This is a genomic window from Arthrobacter sp. ov118 (genome assembly GCF_900116495.1).
Lineage (GTDB): Bacteria > Actinomycetota > Actinomycetes > Actinomycetales > Micrococcaceae > Arthrobacter.
The window spans coordinates 89401-113782 of record NZ_FPAY01000010.1; the positions used below are offsets into that span (position 1 = coordinate 89401).

The following is a 24382-nucleotide window of genomic DNA, read 5'->3' on the forward strand; positions in this document are numbered from 1 at the left end:
CATGTCTGAATCCGTTAACTTGCCCGCCCTCGGTGAGAGCGTCACCGAAGGAACCGTCACCCGCTGGCTCAAGCAGGTAGGTGACCGGGTAGAGGTGGACGAGCCGCTGCTCGAAGTCTCCACCGACAAAGTAGACACCGAAATCCCCTCTCCGATTGCCGGCGTGATTGAGGAAATCCTCGTCGCCGAAGACGAGACCGCAGAAGTCGGCGCCCCGCTGGTCCGCATCGGCTCCGGCGATGGCGCCGCGGCCCCCGCGGAAGCCCCGGCCGCCGCCCCCGCCGAAGAGACCCCGGCCGCCGCGGAAGCACCTGCCCCCGAGGCCGAAGCTCCCGCCGCTGAAGCACCTGCCGCTGAAGCACCTGCCGAGGCCCCCGCTGCTGAGGCACCGGCCGCAGCTCCTGCCGGCGAAGGACACGACGTCACGCTGCCGGCCCTCGGCGAAAGCGTCACCGAAGGCACCGTTACCCGCTGGCTGAAGAGCGTCGGCGATACCGTTGAGGTCGACGAGCCGCTGCTCGAGGTTTCCACCGACAAGGTTGACACCGAGATCCCGTCCCCGGTCGCCGGAACCCTTCTGGAAATCCGCGTCAACGAGGACGAGACCGCCGAGGTCGGCTCCGTTCTGGCCGTCATCGGTTCCGGCGCTGCAGCGCCCGCAGCCCCGGCAGCGGAAGCGCCCAAGCAGGAAGCTCCCGCCCCGGCAGCAGCCCCCGCCGCACCGGCACCGGAAGCAGCTGCTCCCGCCCCGGCAGCCCCCGCAGCACCGGCGGCTCCGGCCCCCGCTGCTCCGGCTGCCCAGGCACCGGCTGCTCAGGCGGCACCGGCCGAGTCCGGCTACGTCACTCCCCTCGTCCGCAAACTGGCCAACCAGCAGGGTGTCGACATCGCCTCCCTGACGGGCTCCGGCGTCGGCGGCCGCATCCGCAAGCAAGACGTGCTGGCAGCCGCCGAGGCTAAGGCCGCACCGGCCGCTTCCGCTCCGGCAGCCGCCACAGCGGCTCCGGCTGCTTCGGCCGCCTCCGCCGCGGCCACCTCGCTGCGGGGAACGGTGCAGAAGGCTCCGCGCATCCGCCAGGTCATTGCCCGCCGCATGCGCGAGTCCCTGGACATCTCCACGCAGCTGACCCAGGTCCACGAGGTCGACATGACCAAGGTGGCCAAGCTGCGCGCCAGGGCCAAGAACTCCTTCCAGGCCCAGAACGGCTCCAAGCTGACGTTCCTGCCCTTCATCGCCAAGGCTGTTGCCGAGGCCCTGAAGCAGCACCCGAAGGTCAACGCCTCCTACGACGAGGACAAGCAGGAGATCACCTACCACAACGCCGAGCACCTGGCGATTGCGGTGGACACCGACAAGGGCCTGCTGGTTCCGGTCATCGCCGACGCCGGCAACCTGAACCTCGCCGGCCTGGCGGGCAAGATCGCTGACGTCGCGGACCGCACCCGCAACGGCAAGATCGGCCCGGACGAGCTCTCCGGCGGAACCTTCAGCATCACCAACATCGGGTCCGTGGGCGCCCTCTTCGACACCCCGATCATCAACCAGCCGCAGGTGGCAATCCTGGGCACCGGCGCGATCGTCAAGCGCGCCGTGGTGGTCTCGGACGAAAACGGCGATGACTCGCTGGCCATCCGCTCCATGATGTACCTTTCCCTGACGTACGACCACCGCCTGGTGGACGGCGCCGACGCAGGCCGCTTCCTGCAGACGCTCAAGGCGCGCCTCGAAGAAGGCGCCTTCGAAGCCGACCTGGGACTCTAGCCTCAGCGTCTAAAGGGTTCCAACTACAGCGGCGGCGGTGCCGGGACCGGTGGTTATCCACCGGTCCCGGCGCCGCCGTCGCTGTTTTTGCTGTTCCGTCCGGGACCTGACCGCGCGCCCTACTACAGTGCGTAGAAGACTCTGGCTACACTGATGCCATGAACATCCTCTTTAACGTCATGGTCTTCCTGCACATCGTTGGCGCCGCCATGATCGTCGGCATCTGGATTGGCCAGATGAAGAAGCCCACCGTCCACCCCCGCCAGTTCGACGGCGCGATGCTGCAGCTGATCACGGGCATCGTCATGATGGGACTGATCCCGGCCCTGGACATGAACGCCAACTACGCCAAGCTCGGCGTCAAGCTCGTCATCGCCCTCGTCGTCGGCGTCCTTGCCTTCATCGGCCGCCGCAAGTACAAGAAGGGCGAGCCGGTCAGCAACGGTCTCGCGCAAAGCGTCGGCGGCCTCGCGCTGCTCAACGTAGCGATCGCGACCCTCTGGCAGTAACAGCTCCGGCACACAGGTCCCGGAACAAACGACGGCGCCGCACCCCGCACGGGGGCGGCGCCGTCGTCGTTGAGCCGCAGCCGCCGAGCCGCCGTTGCCGGCAGGACACCCTATGGGTCACAATCCTCTGACAGCGGAACCCCCGTGCGGCGGCCGCACCGAATCCCTAGGATTGATCACGGCAGGATCCGGCGCCTCGCCGGATCGCTGATCACAACGACGTCGAGGAGTGGACATGGCTACAACACGCACCGCACACACTGTATGGAATGGCGACCTGATGTCGGGCGCCGGCAACACCACGCTGGACAGTTCCGGCCTGGGCAACTTCGATGTCACGTGGAAGGCCCGCGCCGAGGCCGCCGAAGGCAAGACCAGCCCCGAGGAGCTCATCGCGGCGGCACACTCGGCTTGCTTCTCCATGGCGTTCAGCCTCGCTGTCAAGGAGGCGGGCCACACCCCCGAGGAAGTCAACACCAAGGCCGACGTCACCTTCGTGCCCGGCACAGGCATCACGGACAGCCACCTGACCGTCAGCGCACGGATCCCGGGAATCACGGAAGACGAGTTCCAGCGCATCGCCGAGCAAGCCAAGGTGGGCTGCCCCGTCTCGGCCGCCCTCACCGGCATCAAAATCACCCTGGACGCCAGCCTGGCCTCCTAGCTCCACCGCACTACAGCGCGGGCAGTACAACGAAGGCCCCCGTTGCCCTGGCATGTCCAGGGCAACGGGGGCCTTCGTGGCTGGTCCTTCGCGGACCCTCTCCTACACCCGGCCGGCCTGCTGCCGGGCCGGCAGCGGGGCGGGCCGGAGCCTGCGGTAGCCCTCGCGCAGCGGCGGACGGTCCGTGGGCAGTTCCTGGATCATTTCCTTCAAGGCCCCGATTCCGTATTCCAGCTGCGGGTCGGTGCCGGCGGCGTACGCGTGTGGCGGGAACGTCACCTCTATGTCCGGGGAGACGCCGAAGTTCTCCACGCCCCAGCCAACGCCGCCGCCGAACCAGGTGGCGTAGCGGGGCTGGGTCACGCCCGTACCGTCAGCCAGCGCAAAGCGGTTGTCGATCCCGACGACGCCGCCCCACGTGCGGGTGCCGATGACCGGCCCGATCCCCCGCAGCTTGGAAACCTGGGTGATGATGTCCCCGTCGGAACCGGCGAACTCGTCCGTAAGGATAATGACCGGCCCGCGGGGCGCGTGGTGCGGGTAGGTCCGGGGCTTTTCCCCTCGCGGCATGCTCCAGCCGGTAACCTTCCGTCCGATGAGTTCGGCCACGAGCTGGGAGGTGTGGCCGCCGCGGTTGCGCCGGACGTCGACAATCAGTCCGTCCAGGGCCGTTTCGGTGTCGAGGTCGCGGTGGAGCTGGGCCCAGCCGTTGGCCATCATGTCCGGGATATGGAGGTAGCCGAACGTTCCGTTTGAGGCTTCCCGCACGGTCCGACGGTTACCCGTGACCCAGTCCTGGTACCGCAGCCGTTCCTCGTCCTTGGCCGGAACCACCGCCACGCGGCGCTGCACCCCCGCGGCCGGGCCGTGGCCGGCGCCGTTGCGCAGGGTGAGCTCGACGGCGCGGCCGGCAGCGCCAACAAGCTGCATGGCCGGGGTCAGGGACTCCGTGAGTTCGACGCCGTCGATGGCCAGCAGGACGTCGCCGGGCTTGGCGTCGGCGCCGGGCCGGGTCAGCGGCGAGGTGGCCAGCGGGTCGGAGGACTCCCCCGCCAGGATGCGGGTGATTTCCCAGCCCTTGCCGGTGAACTCGAGATCCGCGCCGAGGCGACCCTGGGGGCTGCTGCCGTTCTCGGTGACAGCCACCGGGCGGACATAGGCGTGGGAGGTGCCCAGTTCGCCGTGCAGCTCCCAGAGCAGGTCCACGAGGTCGTCATGGGAGCCGAGCCGTTCAACCACCGGGCGGTAGCGGGCGTGGACCGATTCCCAGTCCTGGCCGGCCATGTCCTCGGTCCAGAAGAAGTCCCGCTGGAGCCGCCAGGCCTCGTCGAACGCCTGGCCCCACACGCTCAGCGGGTCCAGCTGCACCCGCACCCGGCCGAGGTCCACCTTGACCAGCTGGCCGGACTCCTCGTCGGCCTTGGCGCCGGCGGGCGCCACCCGGATCTGCTTGTCCTGGATGAACACGACCTTTTCGCCGTCGCCGGAGAGCCGGTAGCTGTCCAGGGCCTCCACAATGGTGGAAGTCCGGCGCTTGGCGAGGTCGTAGCGGACCAGGCTCGGCGGCGCGGTCTTGTCCTCAAGGGTGGCCCGGCCTTCACCGGTGGTGCCGGCGAGCTCGCTGTCCAGCCAGAGCAGGGCGCCGGCAGCGGCGGTCAGTGACGAGTAGTTGCCTTGCGGCACGGGGACGACGATGACGCGGTGGGCCAGGCCCTCGGCGTCGACGCGCACGGCCGGTACCGGTTTGGCGGACGACGGCGAATCTGCGCCACTGTCTCCTGTTGCGGCACCGTCTCCTGCTGGGGCGCCGGTTTCGGCTTCGTCGTGGAGATCGACGCTCGGTCCGAACGGGGACGGGGTGTCCGCAGCGAGGGCCACAAGGTACGGCTTGATCGGGCTCGGGAAGGACAGGTCGAAGGAGTGGCCGTCGTAGACCGGATCGAAACTGCGGTTGGAGAGGAAGGCGAGGTACTTGCCGTCCGGAGTGAACGAGGGTGAGTCGTCGCGGAACCGGCCGTCGGTGACATCAATGATCTCCGCGCCAGCGCCGCCGCCGACCCGGGCGATCCGCAACCGGCTCCGGGAGCCGAAGGACGTGACCGGCTCCGACCAGCCGAGCCAGGCGGAGTCCGGGGACCAGCTGAAGCCTTCGATGCTGCCTTCGCCGATGCTGCTGAGCAGGGACATGGTGCCCGTGCGGGTATCGGCAACATAGATGTCGCCGAAGGAGGTGCCGACGGCGAGCCAGCGCCCGTCGGGGCTGGCTTCGATCGCGCTGGACCGGCTGGGCTTCGGGAAGTCGATCCGCGTCACCGTGCCAGATGCCGGTGTCTCCTGAGCTGCGGCCTGGTGTGCCGGGGCGCCGCCCTGGTGTACGGCGGCGGAGGGATCAGTGCCGGCTGGGCCGGATCCGGTCTCGGCGGCGGGAACGACGGACCCAACGGCGACCGGGCTGGACACGGAACTGCCGCCTGCTGCCGAGGCTGCGCCCGAGCCGGTCAGGGCGGCGGCGGAGACTGGCTTGGGCAGCGGAATCCCGGTGCCGGTCGCGTCCGAACCCGGGCCAGTTTGCGCTGCGGGCTGCGCTGGGCCCTTGGCCGCGGTCTGCCCTGCGGTCGGTCCTGGGGGGGTGCCGCCCGGCAGCGGCGCCGCGATGGCCTTCAGGTACAGGGCCTCGACACCGTCGTGGTCCGCCACATAGGCGATCCGGCCGCCGCCGAACGGCCGGGGCAGCCGCGCCCGCACACCCGGGGTGGCTTCCAGGACGCGGGAGGGTCCGTCCTTGTGCCGCAGCCAATGGATCGTTCCGTGGGATTCGACGGCGCTGGAGCCGCCGGTGCGGTCCGGCACGACGTCGCCGAGGTGCCGCGAGGCCTTAAGCGGCGCGGGGCGGCGTGCTTGCGAGGCGGATCCCAGCGAAATGTCGAGTTTGACGGCGTCCGCGTCGAGGCTGGGCAGCAGCCAGAGTTCCCCGGCTGATTCGAAGATCACCCGTTCGCCGTCGGTGGCGGCGTGGCGGACATAGAAGTCCTCGTGGTCCGTGTGGCGCCGCAGGTCGCTGCCGTTGGGCAGCACCGAGTAGAGGTTTCCGTAACCCTCGTGGTCGGACAGGAACGCGATCCGGTCCTTGACCCAAAGAGGGTCCGTGAGGTTGCCGTCCAATCCGGCGGCGAGCCGCTCGAATTCACCGTTTCCGTCGGAGTCGATCCACAGCTTGCCCGCCGTGCCGCCACGGTAGCGCTTCCACCAGGCAGGCTCACGCGAGAGCACGCTGGCGAGCACTACGGGACGTTCGTCCCCGACGACGGGTCCGAAGGCTACCGCTTCGACCGGGCCGAACGGGAGTTCCCGTGCCCAGCCGCCGGCAACGGGGAGGCTGTAGGCGTGGGTGTGCCGGCTGTCTGACTGGCGGAACGCGCTGGTGACCAGGACGTCGCCGTCGGGGGTGAAGCCCTTGACCCGGGTGGAGCTGTGCCCGAAGTAGCTCAGCTGCCGGTAGCCGCCGCCGTCGACATCGGCTGTGACGACCTCCGGGGCCGTCCCCTGGACCACCGTCCAGACCAGGCGCTTGCCGTCGGGGGTGAAGCGGGGGTTGCGGGCCGGCAGTTGCAGGGAGGAGACGCGCCAGGCACGGCCCCCGCCCACGGGTGCAATCCAGACGTCGTCCTCGGCCACGAAGGTGACCAGATCGCCGTGGACATGCGGAAAGCGGAAGTAACTCGAGGGGGTCATCGTTCGATCATAGCTACAACCTCCTTGACCGCCCGGGAGGTTTCATGGCCGTGCCGGGCATGGTGAGATGGATCATGCGAATCCTCATTGCCGGGGCCTCCGGGCTGATCGGAACTGCCCTGTCCAGCGCGCTGCGTAGCGAAGGGCACGACGTTGTGGCCCTGGTCCGGCGTCCGCCGGTGTCAGCGGCCGAGTTCCAGTGGAACCCCGCCGCCGGCCGGATCGACGACACTGCCCTGAAGGGCGCGGATGCGGTGGTCAACCTCTCCGGCGCCGGCATCGGCGACCGGCCCTGGACCCGGGCCCGAGTCAACGAACTCCGCAACTCCCGGCTGGGGGCGACCCGGACCCTGACGGCGGCGATGAACCGGCAGGCGGCGCCGCCGGCGGTCTTCCTCAGCCAGTCGGGCGCCAACTATTACGGCAATGCCGGCCATACGGTTCTTCGGGAAAACGAGCCCGCCGGCAGTGGGATCCTCGCCAGGATCTGCGTCGACTGGGAAGCCGCCGCGCACGAGGCTCCCGCGGGTGTCCGTGTGGTCACCCCCCGCACCGGCGTCGTCCTGAGCCGCTCCGGCGGGGCGCTGGGCCGACTGCTGCCGCTCGTGCGCCTGGGGGTCGGTGGCCCGCTGGGTAACGGCCGGCAATACTGGCCCTGGGTCACCTTGCCGGACGTGGCCGCCGGCTTCTCCTTCCTTCTCTCGAAGCCCGTGTCCGGTCCGGTGAACCTCTGTGCGCCCGAACCGGCAAATGTGAACTCCCTGATCGCTGAGCTGGCCCGCGCACTGCACCGACCCGCGGTTCTGCGGGTGCCCGCCCCTGTGCTGCGGCTGGTGATGGGCAGGCTGGCCGATGAACTGCTCCTCGCGAGCCAGCGGCTGGAGCCAGCAGTCCTGGCTGACAACGGCTTCACCTGGCAGCATCCGTCACTCGCCGGGGCCGCGGCGTGGGTGGCGGGCCGGGACTAACCGGTTGCCCTAGCCTGCATCGGGTCCCGGAGGCAGGACGTCCTGGATCCGCCAGCGCCCGTCGACCGGCACCAGGACAAGCTGAAGCTGCTGGGCGGCAGCAGCGGGCACCTCATCCACCACCTTCCCGTGCGCATCGATGACCTGGTACCCGGAGGACACCGCGGTAATGGCCACCACGGCGCGGGCCGGGCTGCTGTCCGCCGTGGTTTCGATCCGGGTCAAGGACGTCGAGAAGCCGGCCAGGACATGGCCGGACCCGCTGAGCTTCGTCCTGATTACCCCGTCGGCAGCGGCGGCGGCCGACGTCGGGGCGTTGACGGCGTCGAGCAGGCCGAAGTCCCCGGAACTGAGCGCCAGCGAGCGGAGCCGGGCGAGACCGCGGACTGCCTCCGTAGGATCCGCCGAGGCCAGCAGAGCGTCGAGGTCCGGACGTACCGCGCTTGCCGGGCCGCCAGCGGCAGCGGGTTCTGTTTGTATGCTCGGACCCTGATCCGAACCCTGATCTGCACTGTGGTCGGCACTGTGGTCTGGAAACAGCACGGCGACGGCGTCCGGTACGGATCCGCCGCCAGTCAGCAGCCAGGCGCCACCCAGCAGGACCACCCCCACCAGAACCACAGCCGCGAGCCTGGGCGGAAGGGGCCGCCGTGCGGACGTTTTCCGGACTCCGGGCGTTCGGGCCCCAAGTGTTTGGGCTGCAGCCTTTGGGGATCGGCGGTGGAGTCCGGTTGCCCGGATCGAGCCGGGCCGCCGGCCCGGACCGGGGATTCGGGCACGGGAGCGCCTGGGCTGAACCGGAACGGGTGATGATTCCGGCCGGTTCGGGTGCGGGTTCCTGTGCAGATAGTTCCTGTGCAGAAAGCCCACCGCGGCCGCCATGCGGCGCCAAGGAACCACCGCTCCGCGCCTGCGCTGAGCGGTCTGAACTGCCCGCCGGGTGAGCAACTCTGGGAGAACCGTCGGATGTACGGAGACGGACAGGTCCACCGGTTCCGCCTGGGCGCTCCGATAGACGAGCGCGGCAAACTCTGACGCCGCCGGACGCTGCCGGCGCTCGGCGCTCAGCCCTGCTTCGAGGGCAGCGGCCAACGCGGCCGGAACCTCCGGGGCCAGCAGGCGCAGGGGCGGACGTTCCGCACCTGGTTCTGGAGCCCGGCCGGTCAGGCAGTACCAGCCCAGGGCAGCGAGGGAGTACATGTCCCGTTCCGGCTGAAGCCCGGCTCGCAGCACGTCTTCCGGGGCCGGATCCTGGAATCCTTTGGTGCCGGGCGCCGACACGGGGGAAGGCTCGGCAACCATCCGTGCGACACCGAGGTCGGCCAGCAAGGGTTTGCCGGAGGCGGTGAACAGCACGTTGCCGGGGGCCAGATCACCATGGGTGAACCCCTGGCCGTGTAGGTACGCCAGAACCTGTGCAATCGGAGTCAGAACTGTCACCGTTTCCCCCGGACCCAGTCGGCCGCGGGCCGCGACGAGGGACGCCAGCGAGCCGCCGGGAGCATAGTCCAACGCCACCCCGAGGCCACCGCCGTCGTCGCCATCGCCACCGCCGCGCCGCTGCAGACGGACCACAGCGTGCGCGCGGATCAGATGGTTGTGTTCCAGAACGGACAGGATCCGGACCTCGCGCCGCATGGCCGCTTCCGCTTCCCTTATGGCGATGCCTTCCGCCGGCGCGGCGCCGGCCGCCTCGAAGCACTTGAGCGCAAAGTCGCGGCGCGTGGACCGTTCGGTCACTAGCCAGACCGAGGCGCTGCCGCCACGGCCCAGACAGCGGCCGACGTCGTAACCATCAACCACCGGCGCCGGACCATGAACCGCCGGGGCCCGGCCACCGGCCTGCAAGTACTCTTCCATCCCCTAGGAATAGCCGATCCTGCGGAACGCTGCAGAAGTTATCCACAGGCATGAGAGCTTAAGCACACAATCGGGAAGGACGGCGGGCGGGGTCTAAGCTTGAAGCCATGACTCTTGAGTTCAAACAGCTGGGTCTCGCCCCGGACTTCATCGATTACACGCGCGGCTGGGACATCCAGCGCGAACTGCACGAAAAAGTCCTCGCGGGCACCGCGCCCAGCACCGTACTGCTGCTCGAACACTCCGCTGTTTACACTGCCGGCAAACGCACCGAAGACCACGAACGCCCCTTTGACGGAACTCCCGTGGTCGCCGTCGACCGCGGTGGCAAACTCACTTGGCACGGTCCCGGCCAGCTGGTGGGTTACCCCATCATCAAGCTGAAAAACAAGGCCGGCATCCGCGACTACGTGGAGCGCCTGGAAGCCGTGATCATCGCCGTCCTGGCGGACTACGGCATCGACGCCGTACGAATCCGGGGCCGCGCGGGCGTCTGGATCGAGCAGGACGAGAAGGGCCCGGCCCGCAAGATCGCAGCCATCGGCATCCGCGTCAACGAGGGCGTCACCATGCACGGCTTCGCCATCAACTGCAACAACGATCTTTCCCCGTACGCCCAGATCATCGCCTGCGGCATCAGTGACGCCGGAGTCACCACGATCGCCCAGGAGACCGGCAGGGACGTCACCCCGGCTGACCTCGTGTCGCGGATCACCGAAGAACTGCGCAACAATGAAGAAGCCCTAGTTGCAACCCCAGAAGGAGCTCTACTGTGACACTGGCACCAGAAGGCCGGAAGATGCTGCGCATTGAGCAGCGAAACGCGGCCACACCGGTGGAACGTAAGCCGGAATGGATCAAGGCCAAGGTCCAGATGGGCCCCGAGTTCGTCCAGCTCAAGAGCCTCGTCAAGAAGGAAGGCCTTCACACCGTCTGTGAAGAGGCCGGCTGCCCGAACATCTTCGAATGCTGGGAAGACAAGGAAGCCACCTTCCTGATCGGCGGCTCCGAGTGCACGCGCCGCTGCGATTTCTGCCAGATCGACACCGGCAAGCCCTCGCCCGTGGACATGTTCGAGCCCACCAAGGTGGCCCGCTCGGTCCAGTCCATGCAGCTGCGTTACGCCACCGTGACCGGCGTGGCCCGCGACGACCTCGCCGATGAGGGCGTCTGGCTGTACGCCGAGACGGTCCGCAAGATCCACGAACTGAACCCGGGTACCGGCGTCGAACTGCTGATCCCCGATTTCTCCGGCAAGCCCGAGCACATCGCGGCGATCTGCGACTCCAAGCCCGAGGTCTTCGCCCACAACGTCGAAACCGTGCCCCGGATCTTCAAGCGGATCCGCCCGGCGTTCCGCTACGAGCGCTCCCTGGACGTCATCACCCAGGGCCGCAAGCTCGGCATGGTGACCAAGTCCAACCTGATCCTGGGCATGGGCGAGACCCGCGAGGAAATCTCGGAGGCACTCCGGGACCTGCACGAGGCCGGCTGCGACCTCATCACCATCACCCAGTACCTGCGGCCCAGCGAACGGCACCTTCCGGTGGACCGCTGGGTCAAGCCGCAGGAATTCGTGGACCTGCAGCAGGAAGCGGACGAGATCGGCTTCCTGGGCGTCATGAGCGGACCGCTGGTGCGTTCCTCTTACCGCGCCGGCCGGCTCTGGGCCACCGCGATGCGCAAGAAGGGCTGGGAAATCCCGGCCGAGCTCGCACACATCGAAAGCTCGGGCAGCACCCGCCAGGAAGCCAGCTCACTGCTCGCGGCGCATTCCTGAACCCTGTTGTAACAACCCTTCCGCCTAGGGGCCGGCACCGGAGCATTCCGGGTCCGGCCCCTAGCCGTCGATCACGTAGAATTAAGGCACTATGGCGAACTCCCCTGATTCCAGCAACTCCAGCCCGGCTTCCGATGCTTCCAAGCGCGGTCTTTTCTCCCGCAAGCCCAAGGAAGTAAAGGCCAAGAAGCCAAGCCGACTGAAGCAGATCGGCGAGGTCTTCCAGATGACCCGCCGCCACGATCCCATGGTTCCGTGGCTCATGCTGCTGGCTTTCCTGGGCGTTGTCGCCGCCAGCCTCCTCGTCGGCTTCCTGCTCGACAACTGGGTCACGGGCCTGATTATCGGCATCGCGCTGGGCGCCATTGCCGCCACCCTGATCCTGTCCCGCCGCGCCGAGCGCGCGGCGTTCGCGCAGATCGAGGGCCAGCCGGGCGCATCAGGTGCAGCGCTGGGCACGCTGAAGCGCGGCTGGATCACCGAGGACCAGCCGGTCGCCGTCAACCCCCGCACGCAGGACGCCGTCTTCCGCGCCATCGGCCGTCCCGGCGTCGTGCTTGTCAGCGAAGGCCCCAGCAACCGGGTCAAGCCGCTGGTCGACGCCGAACGCAAGCGGCTGGCGCGCATCCTGCCCAACGTCACGATCCACGTGATCGAGAGCGGGCGCGGTGAGGGCCAGGTTCCGCTCAGCCAGATCGCCAAGAAGATGAACAAGCTCAAGGGCGAACTGACGAAGACTGAGGTCAGCGCCGTGTCCAAGCGCATCTCGTCGCTCGGCGGCCGCCTGCCCATCCCGAAGGGCATCGACCCGTACAAGGCCCGCCCGGACCGCAAGGCTGCCCGCGGACGCTAGCCCGCTGCCAGAAGCTTCCCCCGCCAGCGAAACGAAAATTTGCCCCGGTTCACGGCCACCACAGGCCGCGAACCGGGGCTTTTTCGTTGGCCCAACGTCGACCATCACAGAGTGAAAGGCGCCGCCGAAAAGACCGCAGCCAGCCGCTGCGGGTTCGGACGGCGGCAACCGCCGGGGGCCGGCGTCGTCCTTGCCGATGGCTCCCCGCGATGGTTTACAGCGTCCCGCTACATCCGGACGAGTACGGTATTCATGGCCTTGTCGTGTAGGCCGCGCTGGTCCGGGTCGAAGACGACGGCCGGGACGACGAGGCACAGCAGCAGGGTGCGCACCAGGGCCGCGAGCGGGCCTGCCGGACGGCCGCCCAAGCGCAACACGTGGATCCCCACGATCCGGTGGCCAATGCTGTAGCCGAGGGTGCCCACCAGCAGGATTTGCTCGACGGCAAAGATGGCCAGCGTGCCCCAGGAATTTCCGGCGAAGGCGAAATTGCTGATCAACAACGCGATCCCCCAGTCGATGCAGATCGCGAGGATACGGCGGCCGGCGCGGGCGATCGAGCCCGGCCCGGCTTCGGGCAGTCCCAGCCGCTCGCCAGGGTACCTGGAGATGCCGGAGGTGTCCGGCCCGCTGAGCCATGAACCGATGTCTTTGCGATCTACCACCGTCCCAGCTTATCGGCTTCCGCCTGTCCACAGTGCGGGCAGCACCGTGTCACACTGTGGACCGGATAGGTCACAGTATGGACAGAGGGCTAGCGTTGAGCTGTCAGGCGATTCTGTGACCTCACCTCCAATCTGTAACCTGCCTGAAACAATGCGGACACTGCGGGGAAATCCCATGTCCTTAGGGTGGTAACAGTTGCTAGCGACTGCGGAGCGGGGAAGCTTTGTGTTTCCCCGCCGTTGGACTGCGCTGGACAAATGTGCCTGACGGCCAGATCTTTCATATGCGTAAGGAGCATAGATGTTCAAGACTGCGGACGAAGTCCTCAAGTTCATCAAGGACGAAGACATCAAATTCGTCGATATCCGCTTCACCGATCTCCCTGGCGTTCAGCAGCACTTCAACGTGCCCGCCAAGAGCGTTGATGCCGACTTCTTCGTCAACGGGCAGCTCTTCGACGGGTCTTCGATTCGCGGCTTCCAGGGCATCGCCGAGTCTGACATGCAGCTCATCCCGGACGTGACGACGGCATTCCTCGACACGTTCCGCATGGAGAAGACCCTCGCGCTGAACTTCTCGATCGTGAACCCCCGCACGGGCGACCCCTACCACCGCGACCCCCGCGGCGTGGCCGAGAAGGCCGAAGCCTACCTCGCCTCCACCGGCATCGCCGACACCGCGTTCTTCGCTCCCGAGGCCGAATTCTTCGTCTTCGACAACGTCCAGTACCAGTCCTCCCCGCAGGGCAGCTTCTACAAGATCGACTCCGAAGAAGCTCACTGGAACACCGGCCGCGAAGAAGAGGGCGGAAACCTCGGCTACAAGACCCCGGTCAAGGGCGGTTACTTCCCGGTCTCCCCCACTGACAAGCAGGCCGACCTCCGCGACGCCATGTGTGTTGCCCTGGACGAGGCCGGCCTTGAGGTCGAGCGCAGCCACCACGAAGTCGGCTCCGCCGGCCAGGCTGAAATCAACTACAAGTTCACCACCCTGACCCACGCGGCCGATGACCTGCAGAAGTTCAAGTACGTCATCAAGAACACCGCCGACGCCTGGGGCAAGTCAGTGACCTTCATGCCGAAGCCGGTCTTCGGCGACAACGGTTCGGGCATGCACTGCCACCAGTCGCTGTGGAACGGTGGCGAGCCGCTGTTCTACGACGAGAAGGGCTACGCCGGCCTGTCCGACACCGCCCGCTGGTACATCGGCGGCCTGCTGAAGCACTCCTCCGCTGTCCTGGCCTTCACCAACCCGACGGTGAACTCCTACCGCCGCCTGGTCAAGGGCTTCGAGGCTCCCGTCAACATGGTTTACTCGCAGGGCAACCGCTCCGCCGGTATCCGTATCCCCATCACGGGCTCCAACCCGAAGGCCAAGCGCATCGAGTTCCGCGCGCCGGACCCCTCCTCCAACCCTTACCTGGCGTTCGCCGCCCAGCTGATGGCCGGCATCGACGGCATCCGCAACCGCATCGAACCCCCGGCTCCGATCGACAAGGACCTCTACGAGCTCCCCGCCGAGGAAGCCAAGGACATCCCCAAGGCTCCGGGCACCCTCGAGGAGGCCCTGGAAGCACTGGCCGAGGACAACGAGTTCCTGCAGGCCGGCGGCGTCTTCACCCAGGACCTGATCGACACCTGGATCGAGTACAAATACGAGAACGAGATCCGTCCGCTCTCGCTGCGCCCGAACCCGTACGAGTTCGAGCTCTACTACGGCGTCTAGTTCCGCGGCCTGAGTCGGCCCAGAACTGAAGAGTCCGTCCGGACTGCCAGCCATGGCAGGCCGGGCGGACTCTTTGTTTTACCAAGGGCATTCTTTGGGGGAAATGTTGAAGGGAGCCTCAGCGCTTGCCGTACTTCTTGTGCACCGCCTGCTTGCTGACGCCCAGGCACACCGCGATCGCCTCCCACGAGAGTCCGGCCTGCCTGGCACGGAGCACAACCTCGGTTTCCGTTCGCGCCAGCTCCTTGTGCAGCTCCGCCACGGCATAGAGGGCCTCGGCCGGCCCCTTGCCGTCCATCGAACCAATCAGTGTCTTCATGTCACACCTCCCGGCGTCAACTCTAATTGACGCCAGGAGTCGCGTCAACAAAAGTTGACAGCCCTCGTTGCGATCGACCGGCTCAGAAGCCCCGGTACATGGTGCGTTGCGGGCCGGCGTCGCCGCCTTCGTAGCGGCCGCGGTCCTCAAACCCTGCCTTGGCGTACGCGGCCAGGCCGCCAGGGTTCAGTTCATTGACGGAGAGAACGACGCCGCCCTGGCCGCCGCCCATGTCCGCCGTCAGTTTGGCAGCTTCCCGCACGGCGGCGTCCGCCGCGAGGGTGCCAAGACCCTTGCCCTGCTGCCGCCGGTCGATCAGGAACCCGCGGAGGAGCCAGGCGGAGTCGTCGTCGGGCCAGCCGGCCAGGGTCGCCGCGCCGCTCTGGAGCGTGAGAACGCCGACGGCGGCCCCGTTAGCGTCCACCGCGAACGGGTACCTGGAGTCTTCCTCAAGCGCCACCAACATCATCCGCAGCGGGTCGCCCACGAACGTCCGCTGCCCCTCGCCGAGTTCCAGCAGCGCAATCTCTCCCAGCTTGACGGCCCGGGCGTCGTCGTCGAGGTTCTTCAAGGGCAACAGCCACACATGTTCAGGCATGTAGACAGCGTACCCATACTGCGGCGCGTGCCGCCGCGGGAGCCGCGGCTAGAGCGCTGCGTCCTTTGGCGGGCCGGCCGGATCCATCCAGAAGACTTCCCAGAGGTGGCCGTCGGGGTCCTGAAAACTGTGGGTGTACATGAAACCGTAGTTCTGGGCCTCCTCGGAGGCCTTGCCCCCGGACTTCAGCGCGGTCCGGACGGCCTCGTCCACGGCCTCGCGGCTCTCCAGGGAGAAGGACATGATGACCTCGGCGGTGTCCGTCGCGGTCACAACAGACCTCGAGGTGAAGGTCTTGAAGTAGGACTCGACGAGCAGCATCACGTAGGCGCCGTCGTTGACGATCATGCAGGTGGCGTTTTCATCAGTGAAGGCGGGATTGAAGGAGAATCCCAGCGCGGTAAAGAACTCCACCGACTTATCAAGATTCCGCACAGGGAGGTTCACAAACAGTTGCCTGGCCATCCGCCCAAGGTAGCACCCTCCCGCAGGCGTGTCAGCACCGCTTGTCAGCACAGCACCGCAGCACCCGATCCCCAGTACCAACCCTGGTCACGAGGCGTCACTGCCCGTAGAACACCCGCTCAAAAACTGACCGGGCGCGCCGGCTCAGGCGCAGGTAATCCTCTTCCAGCGCCGCGGCGTTGCCCTGGCCGTAGCCGCACCAGCGCGCCACCGCCTCGAGGTCGCGGCGGGAGGAGGGCAGCAGGTCCGAGGACCGTCCGGTCCAGATGACGTTGGCCGAACGGATCCGGCTCGCCAGCCGCCAGGCCCCGAGCAGGATCTCGGCGTCCCCCTCATCGAGAAGGCCCAGGGCCGCCGCCGCGCCGAGGGCTTCCACGGTGGAAGTGGTGCGCAGCTCGGGATGTTCGCCGGCGTGCTGAAGCTGGAGCAGCTGGGCCAGCCATTCGACGTCGCTCAGGCCGCCCCGGCCAAGCTTCAGGTGCCGGGCGGGGTCGGCGCCGCGCGGCAGGCGTTCGGCCTCGACCCTGGCCTTGATCCGCCGGACCTCCCGGGTGTCCTGCTGGGACAGAGACTCGGGGTACCGGATCGGATTTATCAGGGCCATGAAATCCGCCGCCAGCGCGTCGTCGCCGGCCATCGGGCGCGCCCGCAGCAGCGCTTGGGCCTCCCAGACCAGAGACCACCGGCGGTAGTACTCGGCAAAGGACTCCAGCGACCGCACCATGGGCCCGTTCTTGCCCTCGGGCCGCAGGTCCGCGTCCACGGAGAGCACGCGTTCGGCCAGAATGGCCGGTTTGAGCGGCTGGGTCAGCAGGCTTGAGAGCTTGCCGACGATCTGCGCGGCCTGGGCCTGCGCTTCTTCTTCGGGGACGCCCGGGAGTCCGCGGTGGACGTAGATGACGTCGGCATCCGAGCCGTAGCCGATCTCCCGGCCACCCTGGCGTCCCATGGCCACTACGAGCACGTGCGTCTTCAGGGGTTGCTCCGCTGCGATCATCGTCTCGGCCACCCGCAGCGCCCCCAGGACGGCCGCCTGGTCGGTATCGGCGAGGGCACCGCCCACCTGGTCCTGGTCCAGCAGACCGGCGCTGTCCGCAATGGCGATCCGCAGGATTTCCCGCCGCCGGATCAGCCGGATCAGCCGCATGGCGCTCTCCGGGTCCGCGTGCCGGGACATCTTCGAGGTGATCTCCAGCCACTGCGTTTCCAACGGCAGCGGCACCAGCTCCTTGTCCGCGCCCAGCCAGGCCACGGACTCCGGCGAAACCTCCAGCAGGTCTGCGATCAGGCGGGAGTTGGCGAGCACGTGGCAGAGCCGCTCGGCCGCCGCCGTCGAATCCCGGAGCATGCCCAGATACCAGTGCGTGGTGCCGAGCGCCTCGCTGACGCGCCGGAACGCGAGCAGCCCGGCGTCGGGGTCCACGCCGTCGGCGAGCCAGTCCAACAGGATGGGCAGGAGCTGGCGCTGGAGTGCGGCGCGGCGGCTCACACCGGCGGTCAGGGCCTCGATGTGCCGCATGGCGCCGGGCGGATCGAGGTAGCCCAGCGCGGCGAGGCGGCCTTGGGCGGCCTCCGGGGTAAGGCGCGCCTCTTCGCTGCTCAGCGTCGCGACAGTGTTGAGGAGCGGGCGGTAGAAAATGCGTTCGTGGAGTTCGCGGACGGAGCGCTTGGTCTTCCGCCACGCGGCCATGAGGGCGTCCGGCTTGGGCCGTTCGGCGGAGAACGGGCCAAGGACGGCCTTCGCCAGGGAGCGCAGCGACGCTTCGGTCTCCGGCATGAGGTGGGTCCTGCGCAGCTGGAAGAGCTGGATCCGGTGCTCGAGGAGCCGCAGGTACCGGTAGTCACGGTCGAATTCCGCGGCGTCCGAGCGGCCGATGTAGCCGCCGGCCGACAGCGCGGCGATGGCCGAGGTGGTGTCGCGGCAGCGCAGCGACTCGTCGGACTTGCCGTGCACGAGCTGCAGCAGCTGAACGGTGAATTCGACGTCGCGCAATCCGCCACGGCCCAGCTTGATCTGGCGCTGTTCCTCATCGGCGGGAATGTGCTCGGTGACGCGGCGGCGCATGGCGCGGACGGATTCGACAAAGCCTTCCCGGCCGGCCGAGGACCAAATCAAGGGTGTCACGGCGGCTTCGTAGCGCGTGCCTAGGTCCGTGTCGCCGGCGATCGTCCGGGCCTTCAGGAGGGCCTGGAATTCCCAGCTCTCCGCCCAGCGCGCATAGTAGCTCTCATGCGAGGCCAGGGTCCGCACCAGCGGACCGGACTTGCCTTCGGGCCGCAGGTTCGCATCCACTTCCCACAGCCCGGGTTCCCGGCAGGTGGACATGATCGCCCGCGAGATCCCGGAGGCAAGTGCCGTGCCGATCGTGGTGGCCGTGGCGTCCTCCAGCGTGCCGGAATCGATCACGTAGATGACGTCGACGTCGGATATGTAGTTCAGTTCGCGGGCGCCGCACTTTCCCATGCCGATCACGGCAAGCCCGACGTCGGCCACCTCCGCGGCGTCGAACTTCTCCGCCGTCTCCGCCCGGGACACGGCAAGGGCCGCCTCCAGGGCGGCGCCGGCCAGGTCCGCCAGTTCCGCGCCCGCGGCCGGCATGAAATCCAGCGGATCGGCAGCGCACAGGTCCTTGATGGCCAGTTCCACGAGCCCTCGCCGGTAGGCGGTGCGCAGCGCCGCGTAAGCTTCCTGCCCGCTGAGCCCCGCCACGGGCCGGACGGACTTCGGGTCCGCCCGCACTGACTGCAGCAGCCGGGCGCGCAGGGCCACGGCGTCCGCCGCCAGCGGCTCGGGGCTGGCCCGGACGTCGAAAGCGTCGAGGTGTTCCGGGTGGCGGATGAGGAATTCACCCAGCGCCTCGGAGGCGCCCAGGACCCGGTACAGCGGTTCGGAAGTCTCCGGGTCCGCGACGGCGAGCGTGCGCAGCGCCGGGTGCTTCTCGATCAGCCGGACCAGGGACTGCAGCGCCGTGTCCGGGTTCGCCGCGAGCTGTAGCCCGGCAAAGAGGGCATCCTGGTCAAGCCCCTCCAGCTCCCTCGCCGCCAGGAACCGCTCCCCTTTGTCGAGATCGCTGAAGCCGGCCGCAATCAGGCGCCGTGCCAGGCTCATCGGGGTCTCCTACAAAATGCCTAGGTTGCGCTGCAGCTCGTAGGGCGTCACCTGGAGGCGGTAGTCCTGCCATTCTGCACGCTTGTTGCGCAGGAAGTGCTCATAGACCTGCTCGCCGAGGATCTGCGGCATGAGTTCGGAATCTTCCATGGTCCGGATGGCATCGTGCAGGCTCGCCGGCAGGGGGTCGTGCCCCATGGCGCGGCGCTCGGCCGAGCTCAGCGACCAGATGTCGTCCTCCGCCGCGGCGGGGAGCTGGTAGCCCTCCTCGATGCCCTTGAGGCCGGCTCCGAGCAGCACGGCGTAGGCCAGGTAGGGGTTGGCGGCTGAGTCGATGCCGCGGTATTCGATCCGGGCGGACTGGCCCTTGCCGGGCTTGTACAGCGGGACGCGGACCAGCGCGGAACGGTTGTTGTGGCCCCAGCTCAGGTAGCTCGGTGCTTCTCCCCCGCCCCAAAGCCGCTTGTAGGAGTTCACGAACTGGTTGGTGACGGCAGTGAATTCGGGAGCGTGCTTGAGGATGCCGGCGATGAACTGACGCGCCGTCTTGGAGAGCTGGAACTCGGCACCGGCCTCATAGAAGGCGTTGGTGTCCCCTTCAAAGAGCGAGAAGTGCGTGTGCATGCCCGAGCCCGGGTGGGCGGTGAAGGGCTTGGGCATGAACGTGGCATAGGTGCCCTGCTGCAGGGCCACTTCCTTGATGACCGTACGGAACGTCATGATGTTGTCCGCTGTCTGCAGCGCGTCCGCGTAGCGCAGGTCGATCTCGTTCTGGCCGGGGCCGGCCTCGTGGTGGCTGAACTCCACGGAGATGCCTACCGATTCGAGCATGGTCACGGCGGTCCGGCGGAAGTCCTGGGCCACGCCGCCCGGAACGTGGTCAAAGTAGCCCCCCTCGTCCACCGGGATGGGCGATCCGTCCGGGCCGGGCTCTTGGGACTTGAGCAGGTAGAACTCGATCTCGGGATGGGTGTAGCAGGTGAAGCCCATGTCCGCGGCCTTGGCCAGGGTGCGCTTGAGGACGTTGCGCGGATCGGCGGCGGAGGGCTCGCCGTCGGGGGTCAGAATGTCGCAGAACATCCGAGAGGTCGCCTCGGTCTCACCGCGCCACGGCAGGATCTGGAACGTCGCCGGATCCGGCTGGGCCAGCATGTCGGATTCAAAGACGCGGGCCAGGCCCTCGATGGAAGACCCGTCAAAACCCAGTCCCTCTTCGAAGGCGCCTTCCACCTCGGCCGGGGCAAGGGCCACGGACTTGAGCGAGCCCACGACGTCGGTAAACCACAGCCGCACGAACCGCACGTCGCGTTCTTCGATCGTCCGCAGGACAAACTCTTGCTGGCGGTCCATACTGGCCTCTTTCTGGTTCTTCATCCGTGCCCGGACCCGGCTTTCACGGGCCCCGGCTGCTCACCGTTCACTTTACTAAGCATCGGCACCGATTGCTGAAGCCGGTCCCCCGCGTAACACACCGTTAACACAAAGACGAGCAAACTGCCCTCTGCCGGTGGCCCGCACAGTTCCGCACACGTCCTGTGTGACGTGACTCACCGGCGCCGGCAGGTTCCGCGGTAGCTGTGGCGCCCGGTATCGCATTACGCTCGTGGCATGGCCACCAGCAACAGCTCCGATTCCAGCACGCCCGCCGAACTTGCCGCTCCCTATGGCAGCGGACCTGGGGCGGTTGCCGCCGGCGCCACTGCGGGGATGGCTGACGGGACCGCTGCCGGGGCACAGGGCGCGTCCAGGAAACCGGCGGCCAGGATCCGGACGCATCATCTTCATCAGGCCAAGGTCAACGGTGAGCGTTTCGCCATGCTCACCGCCTATGACCAGTACACAGCGGAGATCTTTGACCAGGCCGGCATCGAGGTGCTGCTGGTGGGTGACTCGGCATCCAACAACGTCTTCGGCAACGAAACGAGCCTTCCCGTCACAGTGGACGAACTCCTTCCGCTGTGCCGGGCCGTCGCCCGCTCAGCGCGGCGTGCCCTGGTGGTCGCGGACCTGCCGTTCGGCAGCTACGAGGTCTCCGCCCAGCAGGCGGTGGCCACCGGTGTGCGGTTCCTCAAGGAGGGCCTGGCCCACGCGGTCAAGATCGAAGGCGGAAAGTTTTACGCCGACACCGTCCGCGCCATGGTCCAGGCCGGCATTCCGGTCATGGCCCACATCGGCTTCACCCCGCAAAGCGAACACTCCCTCGGCGGCTACCGGGTCCAGGGCCGCGGCGACGACGCACAGCGCCTGATCGACGACGCCGTCGCGCTGGCCGACGCCGGCGCGTTTTGCGTGCTGATGGAAATGGTTCCGGCCGGCACGGCGGCCGAGGTGGATGCCGCCGTCGCCGTCCCCACCGTCGGCATTGGTGCCGGCAACGCCACCACCGGACAGGTCCTGGTCTGGCAGGACATGGCGGGCCTGCGCGGCGGAAAAATGGCGAAATTCGTCAAGCAGTACGCCGACCTGCGGACCTCACTCAGCGACGCCGCCAAGGCTTACGGCGAGGACGTGCGCTCGGGTCAGTTCCCCGGCCCCGAACACTCCTTCTAAGCGACCGCTCCTTCTAAGGGACTGCTCCTTCCAAGGGACCACCGCGGCAACACCTCATCCTTCGCGGACGATGTGTTGCGCCCCTGCTCAGGGCACTCTGGTCCTCAGAGGTCTGCAACAGGGCCCCGAAGATGTTTGCCCCGGACTCATCGTGCGCAAAGCGGTGAGTCAGGCACAGGCGAACGCAAGGGAAGGAATAACGATGGGCACAAATGCCAACAGCTTCTGGGATGTCCTCCTGTGGAGTTTCTGGTTCTTTATCTGGATCGCCGCGCTGATGGTGTGGTTCCGCTGCTTGATGGACCTGTTCGGCGACCACTCGCTCAACGGCTGGGCCAAGGCCGGCTGGGTGATCCTCATGATCTTCGTGCCCTGGCTCGGCGCACTCATCTACCTGATCGCCCGAGGCCGCGGGATGGCCGAGCGGCAGATGGCCGAAATCGCCCGGCGGCAGGCCGCCCAGCAGGATTACATTAAGCAAGTCGCAGGCGAGGGCGCCGCTCCCGCGGCCCAGATCGCGGACGCCAAGGCGCTGCTCGATTCCGGAGCGATCAACCAGACCGAGTTTGACTCCCTCAAGGCAAAGGCCCTCGCCTGACAGAGAGACCTGGCTGACAGGGAGACCTAACGCGGAGGCCAGAGCTAGGCAACGGCCTCCGCCGCGCCAACGCTGCCAATTCCGGACCCGTATTCCCAGGCAAGGTATGACGTGAGGCTCACTTGGCTCGGCCACTCCTCGGTGGTTCTGGACGTCGACGGGGTACGGGTTCTGACCGATCCGTTGCTTCGTGCGCATGCCGGGCTGCTGCGGCGCCTGGCACCGCGGCCGGATCCGACGTTGTGGAGCCGGCCGGACGTCGTGCTTCTCTCCCACCTCCACCACGACCACGCCGAGTTGCGCTCCCTCCGCATGCTGGGCGAGGCGGCGCTGATGAGCGCGCCGGCAAACGTCGCCTGGCTGCGTAGCCGAAAGCTCATGAACGTCGTTCCCCTGGGGGACGACTGGACCTCCGTGGGCAGCGGGGTCCAGATTCGGCAGGTTCCTGCCGAGCATCGTAGCCGCCCCATGCCACACCGGCCCAACGACGCCAACGGCCAGCTGGTCCGGGGCCCATCAGGCACCGTGTGGATTGCCGGTGACACCGGCTTGTATCCGGAAATGGCCGCGCTCCCGGCCATGGCCGGCGGGCCAATCGACGTCGCGCTGGTGCCGGTTTGGGGATGGGGACCGAAGCTCTCGGCGGGACATCTGACGCCGGAGGGCGCCGCCCGGGCTGTCGCGATGAGCGGGGCGCGCTTCGGGGTACCGGTGCACTGGGGAACCCTGCACCCTCCCTTCGTTCCGCTCTTTGCCCGAAGCTGGCTTGAGCGGCCCGGGCACCGGTTTGCTGACGCCGTGGCCGAGCAGGCTCCTGGCTGCACGGCAGTAGTCCTGGTGCCGGGCGAGTCCTGGGTGGCGCCCCGGTGAGACGGCCGCTCATCCGCGAGCGCGCTCGACGGCGGGCGGGAGGAAACCGACCCCCTCCACCCGCTGTCTCACGAACCTGTTGGATCTTTCCTTGCCCACGGGTCGTAGTCCACCTCGAGTTTGGCTTGTTCCGGCCGCTCTTTGTCTGGCACGTGCTGGAGGTTGACGCGGATCCGGTACCAGAGCGAACTGGAGCCTCGCATCCCGTCGACCAGGATGTCGGCTGGCTCGAGGAGCTTCACGACGTCCTTATGCTGCGACTTCCACCGTTCGAGCCCTTCCAGGGCTTCAGGCTTCGTTTTGGCGCGCGCGATCTCGATCAGTGGCATTGTCGACGCCCGTCGTCCCGACCCATCGGAGGACTTCGGCGGTTTCTCGGCCGGGCCGAGTTCGTCGGCCAGGGCGAGCAACGCGTCCAGGCTCCCGACGGCGTCGTTGATTCCGGATGCCGGGTCGCCGCGCTCCGCGAACCGCTCAGGCACCGTGCGGACCGTAAATTCCTCCGGCCGGCATTCCGGCACCTCATCCCAGTCGAGCGGCGTCGAGACGCGGGCGTCCGGGCGAGCGCGCACCGAATAGGCGGATGCCACTGTCCGGTCCTTCGCATTCTGGTTGAAGTCGACAAAGACGCTCTCACCGCGTTCTTCTTTCCACCATTTGGCGGTGGCGAGCCCGGGGGCGCGTCGTTCGACCTCCCGGGCGAGCGTCTCCGCGGCGAGCCGCACCTGACGGTAGTCCCATCGGGGCTCGATCCGGGCGTAAATGTGGATGCCTCGGGAGCCGGATGTCTTCGCCCAGCCCACCAGGCCGTGGTCGGTGAGGACGTCCCGGGCGATCATCGCGACGTCGACAATCTGGCGCCAGTCCACGCCGGGCATGGGATCGAGGTCCACGCGGAGCTCGTCTGGGTGGTCGAGGTCCTCGGCCCGGACGGGATGCGGGTTGAGGTCGATACATCCGAGGTTCACCACCCAGGCCAGTGCTGCGGCATCCCGCACCACAACTTCTTCGGCCGAGTTGCCTGATGCGTACTGCAAGGTGGCGGTGTCGATCCACTCCGGCCGTTTCTCCGGCGCACGCTTCTGGAAGAACGCCTCCTGGCTGATTCCCTTGACGAAGCGCTTGAGTACCATCGGCCGACCATCGACACCCCGGAGCGCACCGTCGGCGATGGCGAGGTAGTACTTGACGAGATCAAGCTTCGTGAGGCCCGGCTCGGGAAAGACCACCTTGTCGGGATTCGAGATGTGCACCTCGCGGGCGTTGATTTCCAGCACCGCTGCGGGGCTCGTCTTTGGACTCACAAGCTCACCATAGCCCTGTCGTGGTCTGCATGGCAGGCGTTTGTTCGTCA

The 24382-nt window shown here is 67.6% G+C and carries 20 protein-coding genes; 11 read left to right on the forward strand and 9 right to left on the reverse strand.

Annotation, left to right across the window (positions count from 1 at the left end):
• Position 1 precedes the first annotated feature (1 nt).
• The 3 genes from sucB (at position 2) to BM372_RS16780 (ending at position 2935) form a co-directional block, all read left to right on the forward strand.
• Positions 2-1762, forward strand: coding sequence for a 2-oxoglutarate dehydrogenase, E2 component, dihydrolipoamide succinyltransferase (sucB, locus tag BM372_RS16770; RefSeq protein WP_090956587.1), 1761 nt, complete (start codon positions 2-4; stop codon positions 1760-1762).
• Between the two features lie 158 nt (positions 1763-1920).
• The gene (locus tag BM372_RS16775; RefSeq protein ID WP_090956588.1) at positions 1921-2271 is read left to right on the forward strand and encodes a hypothetical protein; all 351 of its coding nucleotides are present in this window, start codon (positions 1921-1923) and stop codon (positions 2269-2271) included.
• Between the two features lie 235 nt (positions 2272-2506).
• A complete protein-coding gene (locus BM372_RS16780; RefSeq protein ID WP_090956589.1) occupies positions 2507-2935 on the forward strand; it encodes an OsmC family protein in 429 nt (142 codons plus the stop codon).
• Between the two features lie 102 nt (positions 2936-3037).
• Here BM372_RS16780 and BM372_RS16785 read toward each other — a convergent pair whose 3' ends face one another.
• Positions 3038-6667 carry a S41 family peptidase gene (locus tag BM372_RS16785; protein ID WP_090956590.1) on the reverse strand — a complete coding sequence of 1210 codons (3630 nt, stop codon included), beginning with the start codon at positions 6665-6667 and terminating at the stop codon, positions 3038-3040.
• A gap of 74 nt (positions 6668-6741) precedes the next feature.
• Between BM372_RS16785 and BM372_RS16790 the strand changes: the two genes are divergently transcribed.
• Positions 6742-7635 (forward strand): TIGR01777 family oxidoreductase, encoded by an 894-nt coding sequence (locus tag BM372_RS16790; protein WP_090956684.1) that lies wholly within the window; start codon positions 6742-6744, stop codon positions 7633-7635.
• 9 nt (positions 7636-7644) lie between these two features.
• Here BM372_RS16790 and BM372_RS16795 read toward each other — a convergent pair whose 3' ends face one another.
• Positions 7645-9495: a serine/threonine protein kinase gene (locus BM372_RS16795; protein ID WP_090956591.1), complete on the reverse strand. Its 1851-nt coding sequence runs from the start codon at positions 9493-9495 to the stop codon at positions 7645-7647.
• 107 nt (positions 9496-9602) lie between these two features.
• Here BM372_RS16795 and lipB point away from each other — a divergent pair, with 107 nt between their 5' ends.
• The 3 genes from lipB to BM372_RS16810 all read left to right on the forward strand — a co-directional run bounded on the left by lipB (position 9603) and on the right by BM372_RS16810 (position 12128).
• On the forward strand, positions 9603-10271 hold the full coding sequence (gene lipB, locus BM372_RS16800; RefSeq protein WP_090956592.1) for a lipoyl(octanoyl) transferase LipB: 669 nt from the start codon (positions 9603-9605) through the stop codon (positions 10269-10271).
• The gene (gene lipA, locus BM372_RS16805) at positions 10268-11275 is read left to right on the forward strand and encodes a lipoyl synthase (RefSeq protein ID WP_090956593.1); all 1008 of its coding nucleotides are present in this window, start codon (positions 10268-10270) and stop codon (positions 11273-11275) included. The genes lipB and lipA overlap by 4 nt, the downstream gene beginning before the upstream one ends.
• Before the next feature lie 91 nt (positions 11276-11366).
• A complete protein-coding gene (locus BM372_RS16810; RefSeq protein ID WP_090956594.1) occupies positions 11367-12128 on the forward strand; it encodes a DUF4191 domain-containing protein in 762 nt (253 codons plus the stop codon).
• A gap of 227 nt (positions 12129-12355) precedes the next feature.
• Here BM372_RS16810 and BM372_RS16815 read toward each other — a convergent pair whose 3' ends face one another.
• The gene (locus BM372_RS16815) at positions 12356-12793 is read right to left on the reverse strand and encodes an RDD family protein (protein WP_090956595.1); all 438 of its coding nucleotides are present in this window, start codon (positions 12791-12793) and stop codon (positions 12356-12358) included.
• Positions 12794-13094: 301 nt separating this feature from the next.
• On the opposite strand from BM372_RS16815, the gene glnA (BM372_RS16820) reads away from it, so the two are divergent.
• Positions 13095-14519 (forward strand): type I glutamate--ammonia ligase, encoded by a 1425-nt coding sequence (gene glnA / locus BM372_RS16820; RefSeq protein WP_090956596.1) that lies wholly within the window; start codon positions 13095-13097, stop codon positions 14517-14519.
• A gap of 118 nt (positions 14520-14637) precedes the next feature.
• Here glnA (BM372_RS16820) and BM372_RS16825 read toward each other — a convergent pair whose 3' ends face one another.
• The 5 genes from BM372_RS16825 to glnA (BM372_RS16845) all read right to left on the reverse strand — a co-directional run bounded on the left by BM372_RS16825 (position 14638) and on the right by glnA (BM372_RS16845) (position 20360).
• Positions 14638-14838: a transcriptional regulator gene (locus BM372_RS16825; protein ID WP_090956597.1), complete on the reverse strand. Its 201-nt coding sequence runs from the start codon at positions 14836-14838 to the stop codon at positions 14638-14640.
• 82 nt (positions 14839-14920) lie between these two features.
• Positions 14921-15436, reverse strand: coding sequence for a GNAT family N-acetyltransferase (locus tag BM372_RS16830; RefSeq protein WP_090956598.1), 516 nt, complete (start codon positions 15434-15436; stop codon positions 14921-14923).
• 48 nt (positions 15437-15484) lie between these two features.
• Positions 15485-15901, reverse strand: coding sequence for a VOC family protein (locus BM372_RS16835; protein WP_090956599.1), 417 nt, complete (start codon positions 15899-15901; stop codon positions 15485-15487).
• Between the two features lie 97 nt (positions 15902-15998).
• On the reverse strand, positions 15999-19010 hold the full coding sequence (locus BM372_RS16840) for a bifunctional [glutamine synthetase] adenylyltransferase/[glutamine synthetase]-adenylyl-L-tyrosine phosphorylase (protein WP_090956600.1): 3012 nt from the start codon (positions 19008-19010) through the stop codon (positions 15999-16001).
• A 9-nt stretch (positions 19011-19019) separates the two neighbouring features.
• A complete protein-coding gene (gene glnA, locus BM372_RS16845) occupies positions 19020-20360 on the reverse strand; it encodes a type I glutamate--ammonia ligase (RefSeq protein ID WP_090956601.1) in 1341 nt (446 codons plus the stop codon).
• A gap of 258 nt (positions 20361-20618) precedes the next feature.
• On the opposite strand from glnA (BM372_RS16845), the gene panB reads away from it, so the two are divergent.
• The 3 genes from panB (at position 20619) to BM372_RS16860 (ending at position 23028) form a co-directional block, all read left to right on the forward strand.
• The gene (gene panB, locus BM372_RS16850; protein WP_090956602.1) at positions 20619-21560 is read left to right on the forward strand and encodes a 3-methyl-2-oxobutanoate hydroxymethyltransferase; all 942 of its coding nucleotides are present in this window, start codon (positions 20619-20621) and stop codon (positions 21558-21560) included.
• Positions 21561-21762: 202 nt separating this feature from the next.
• A complete protein-coding gene (locus BM372_RS16855; protein WP_090956603.1) occupies positions 21763-22158 on the forward strand; it encodes a PLDc N-terminal domain-containing protein in 396 nt (131 codons plus the stop codon).
• Positions 22159-22269: 111 nt separating this feature from the next.
• On the forward strand, positions 22270-23028 hold the full coding sequence (locus BM372_RS16860; RefSeq protein WP_090956604.1) for an MBL fold metallo-hydrolase: 759 nt from the start codon (positions 22270-22272) through the stop codon (positions 23026-23028).
• A 68-nt stretch (positions 23029-23096) separates the two neighbouring features.
• On the opposite strand, the gene ligD is transcribed toward BM372_RS16860, so the two are convergent.
• Positions 23097-24332, reverse strand: a complete 1236-nt coding sequence (gene ligD, locus BM372_RS16865) for a non-homologous end-joining DNA ligase (protein WP_090956605.1) — start codon at positions 24330-24332, stop codon at positions 23097-23099.
• Positions 24333-24382 lie beyond the last annotated feature (50 nt).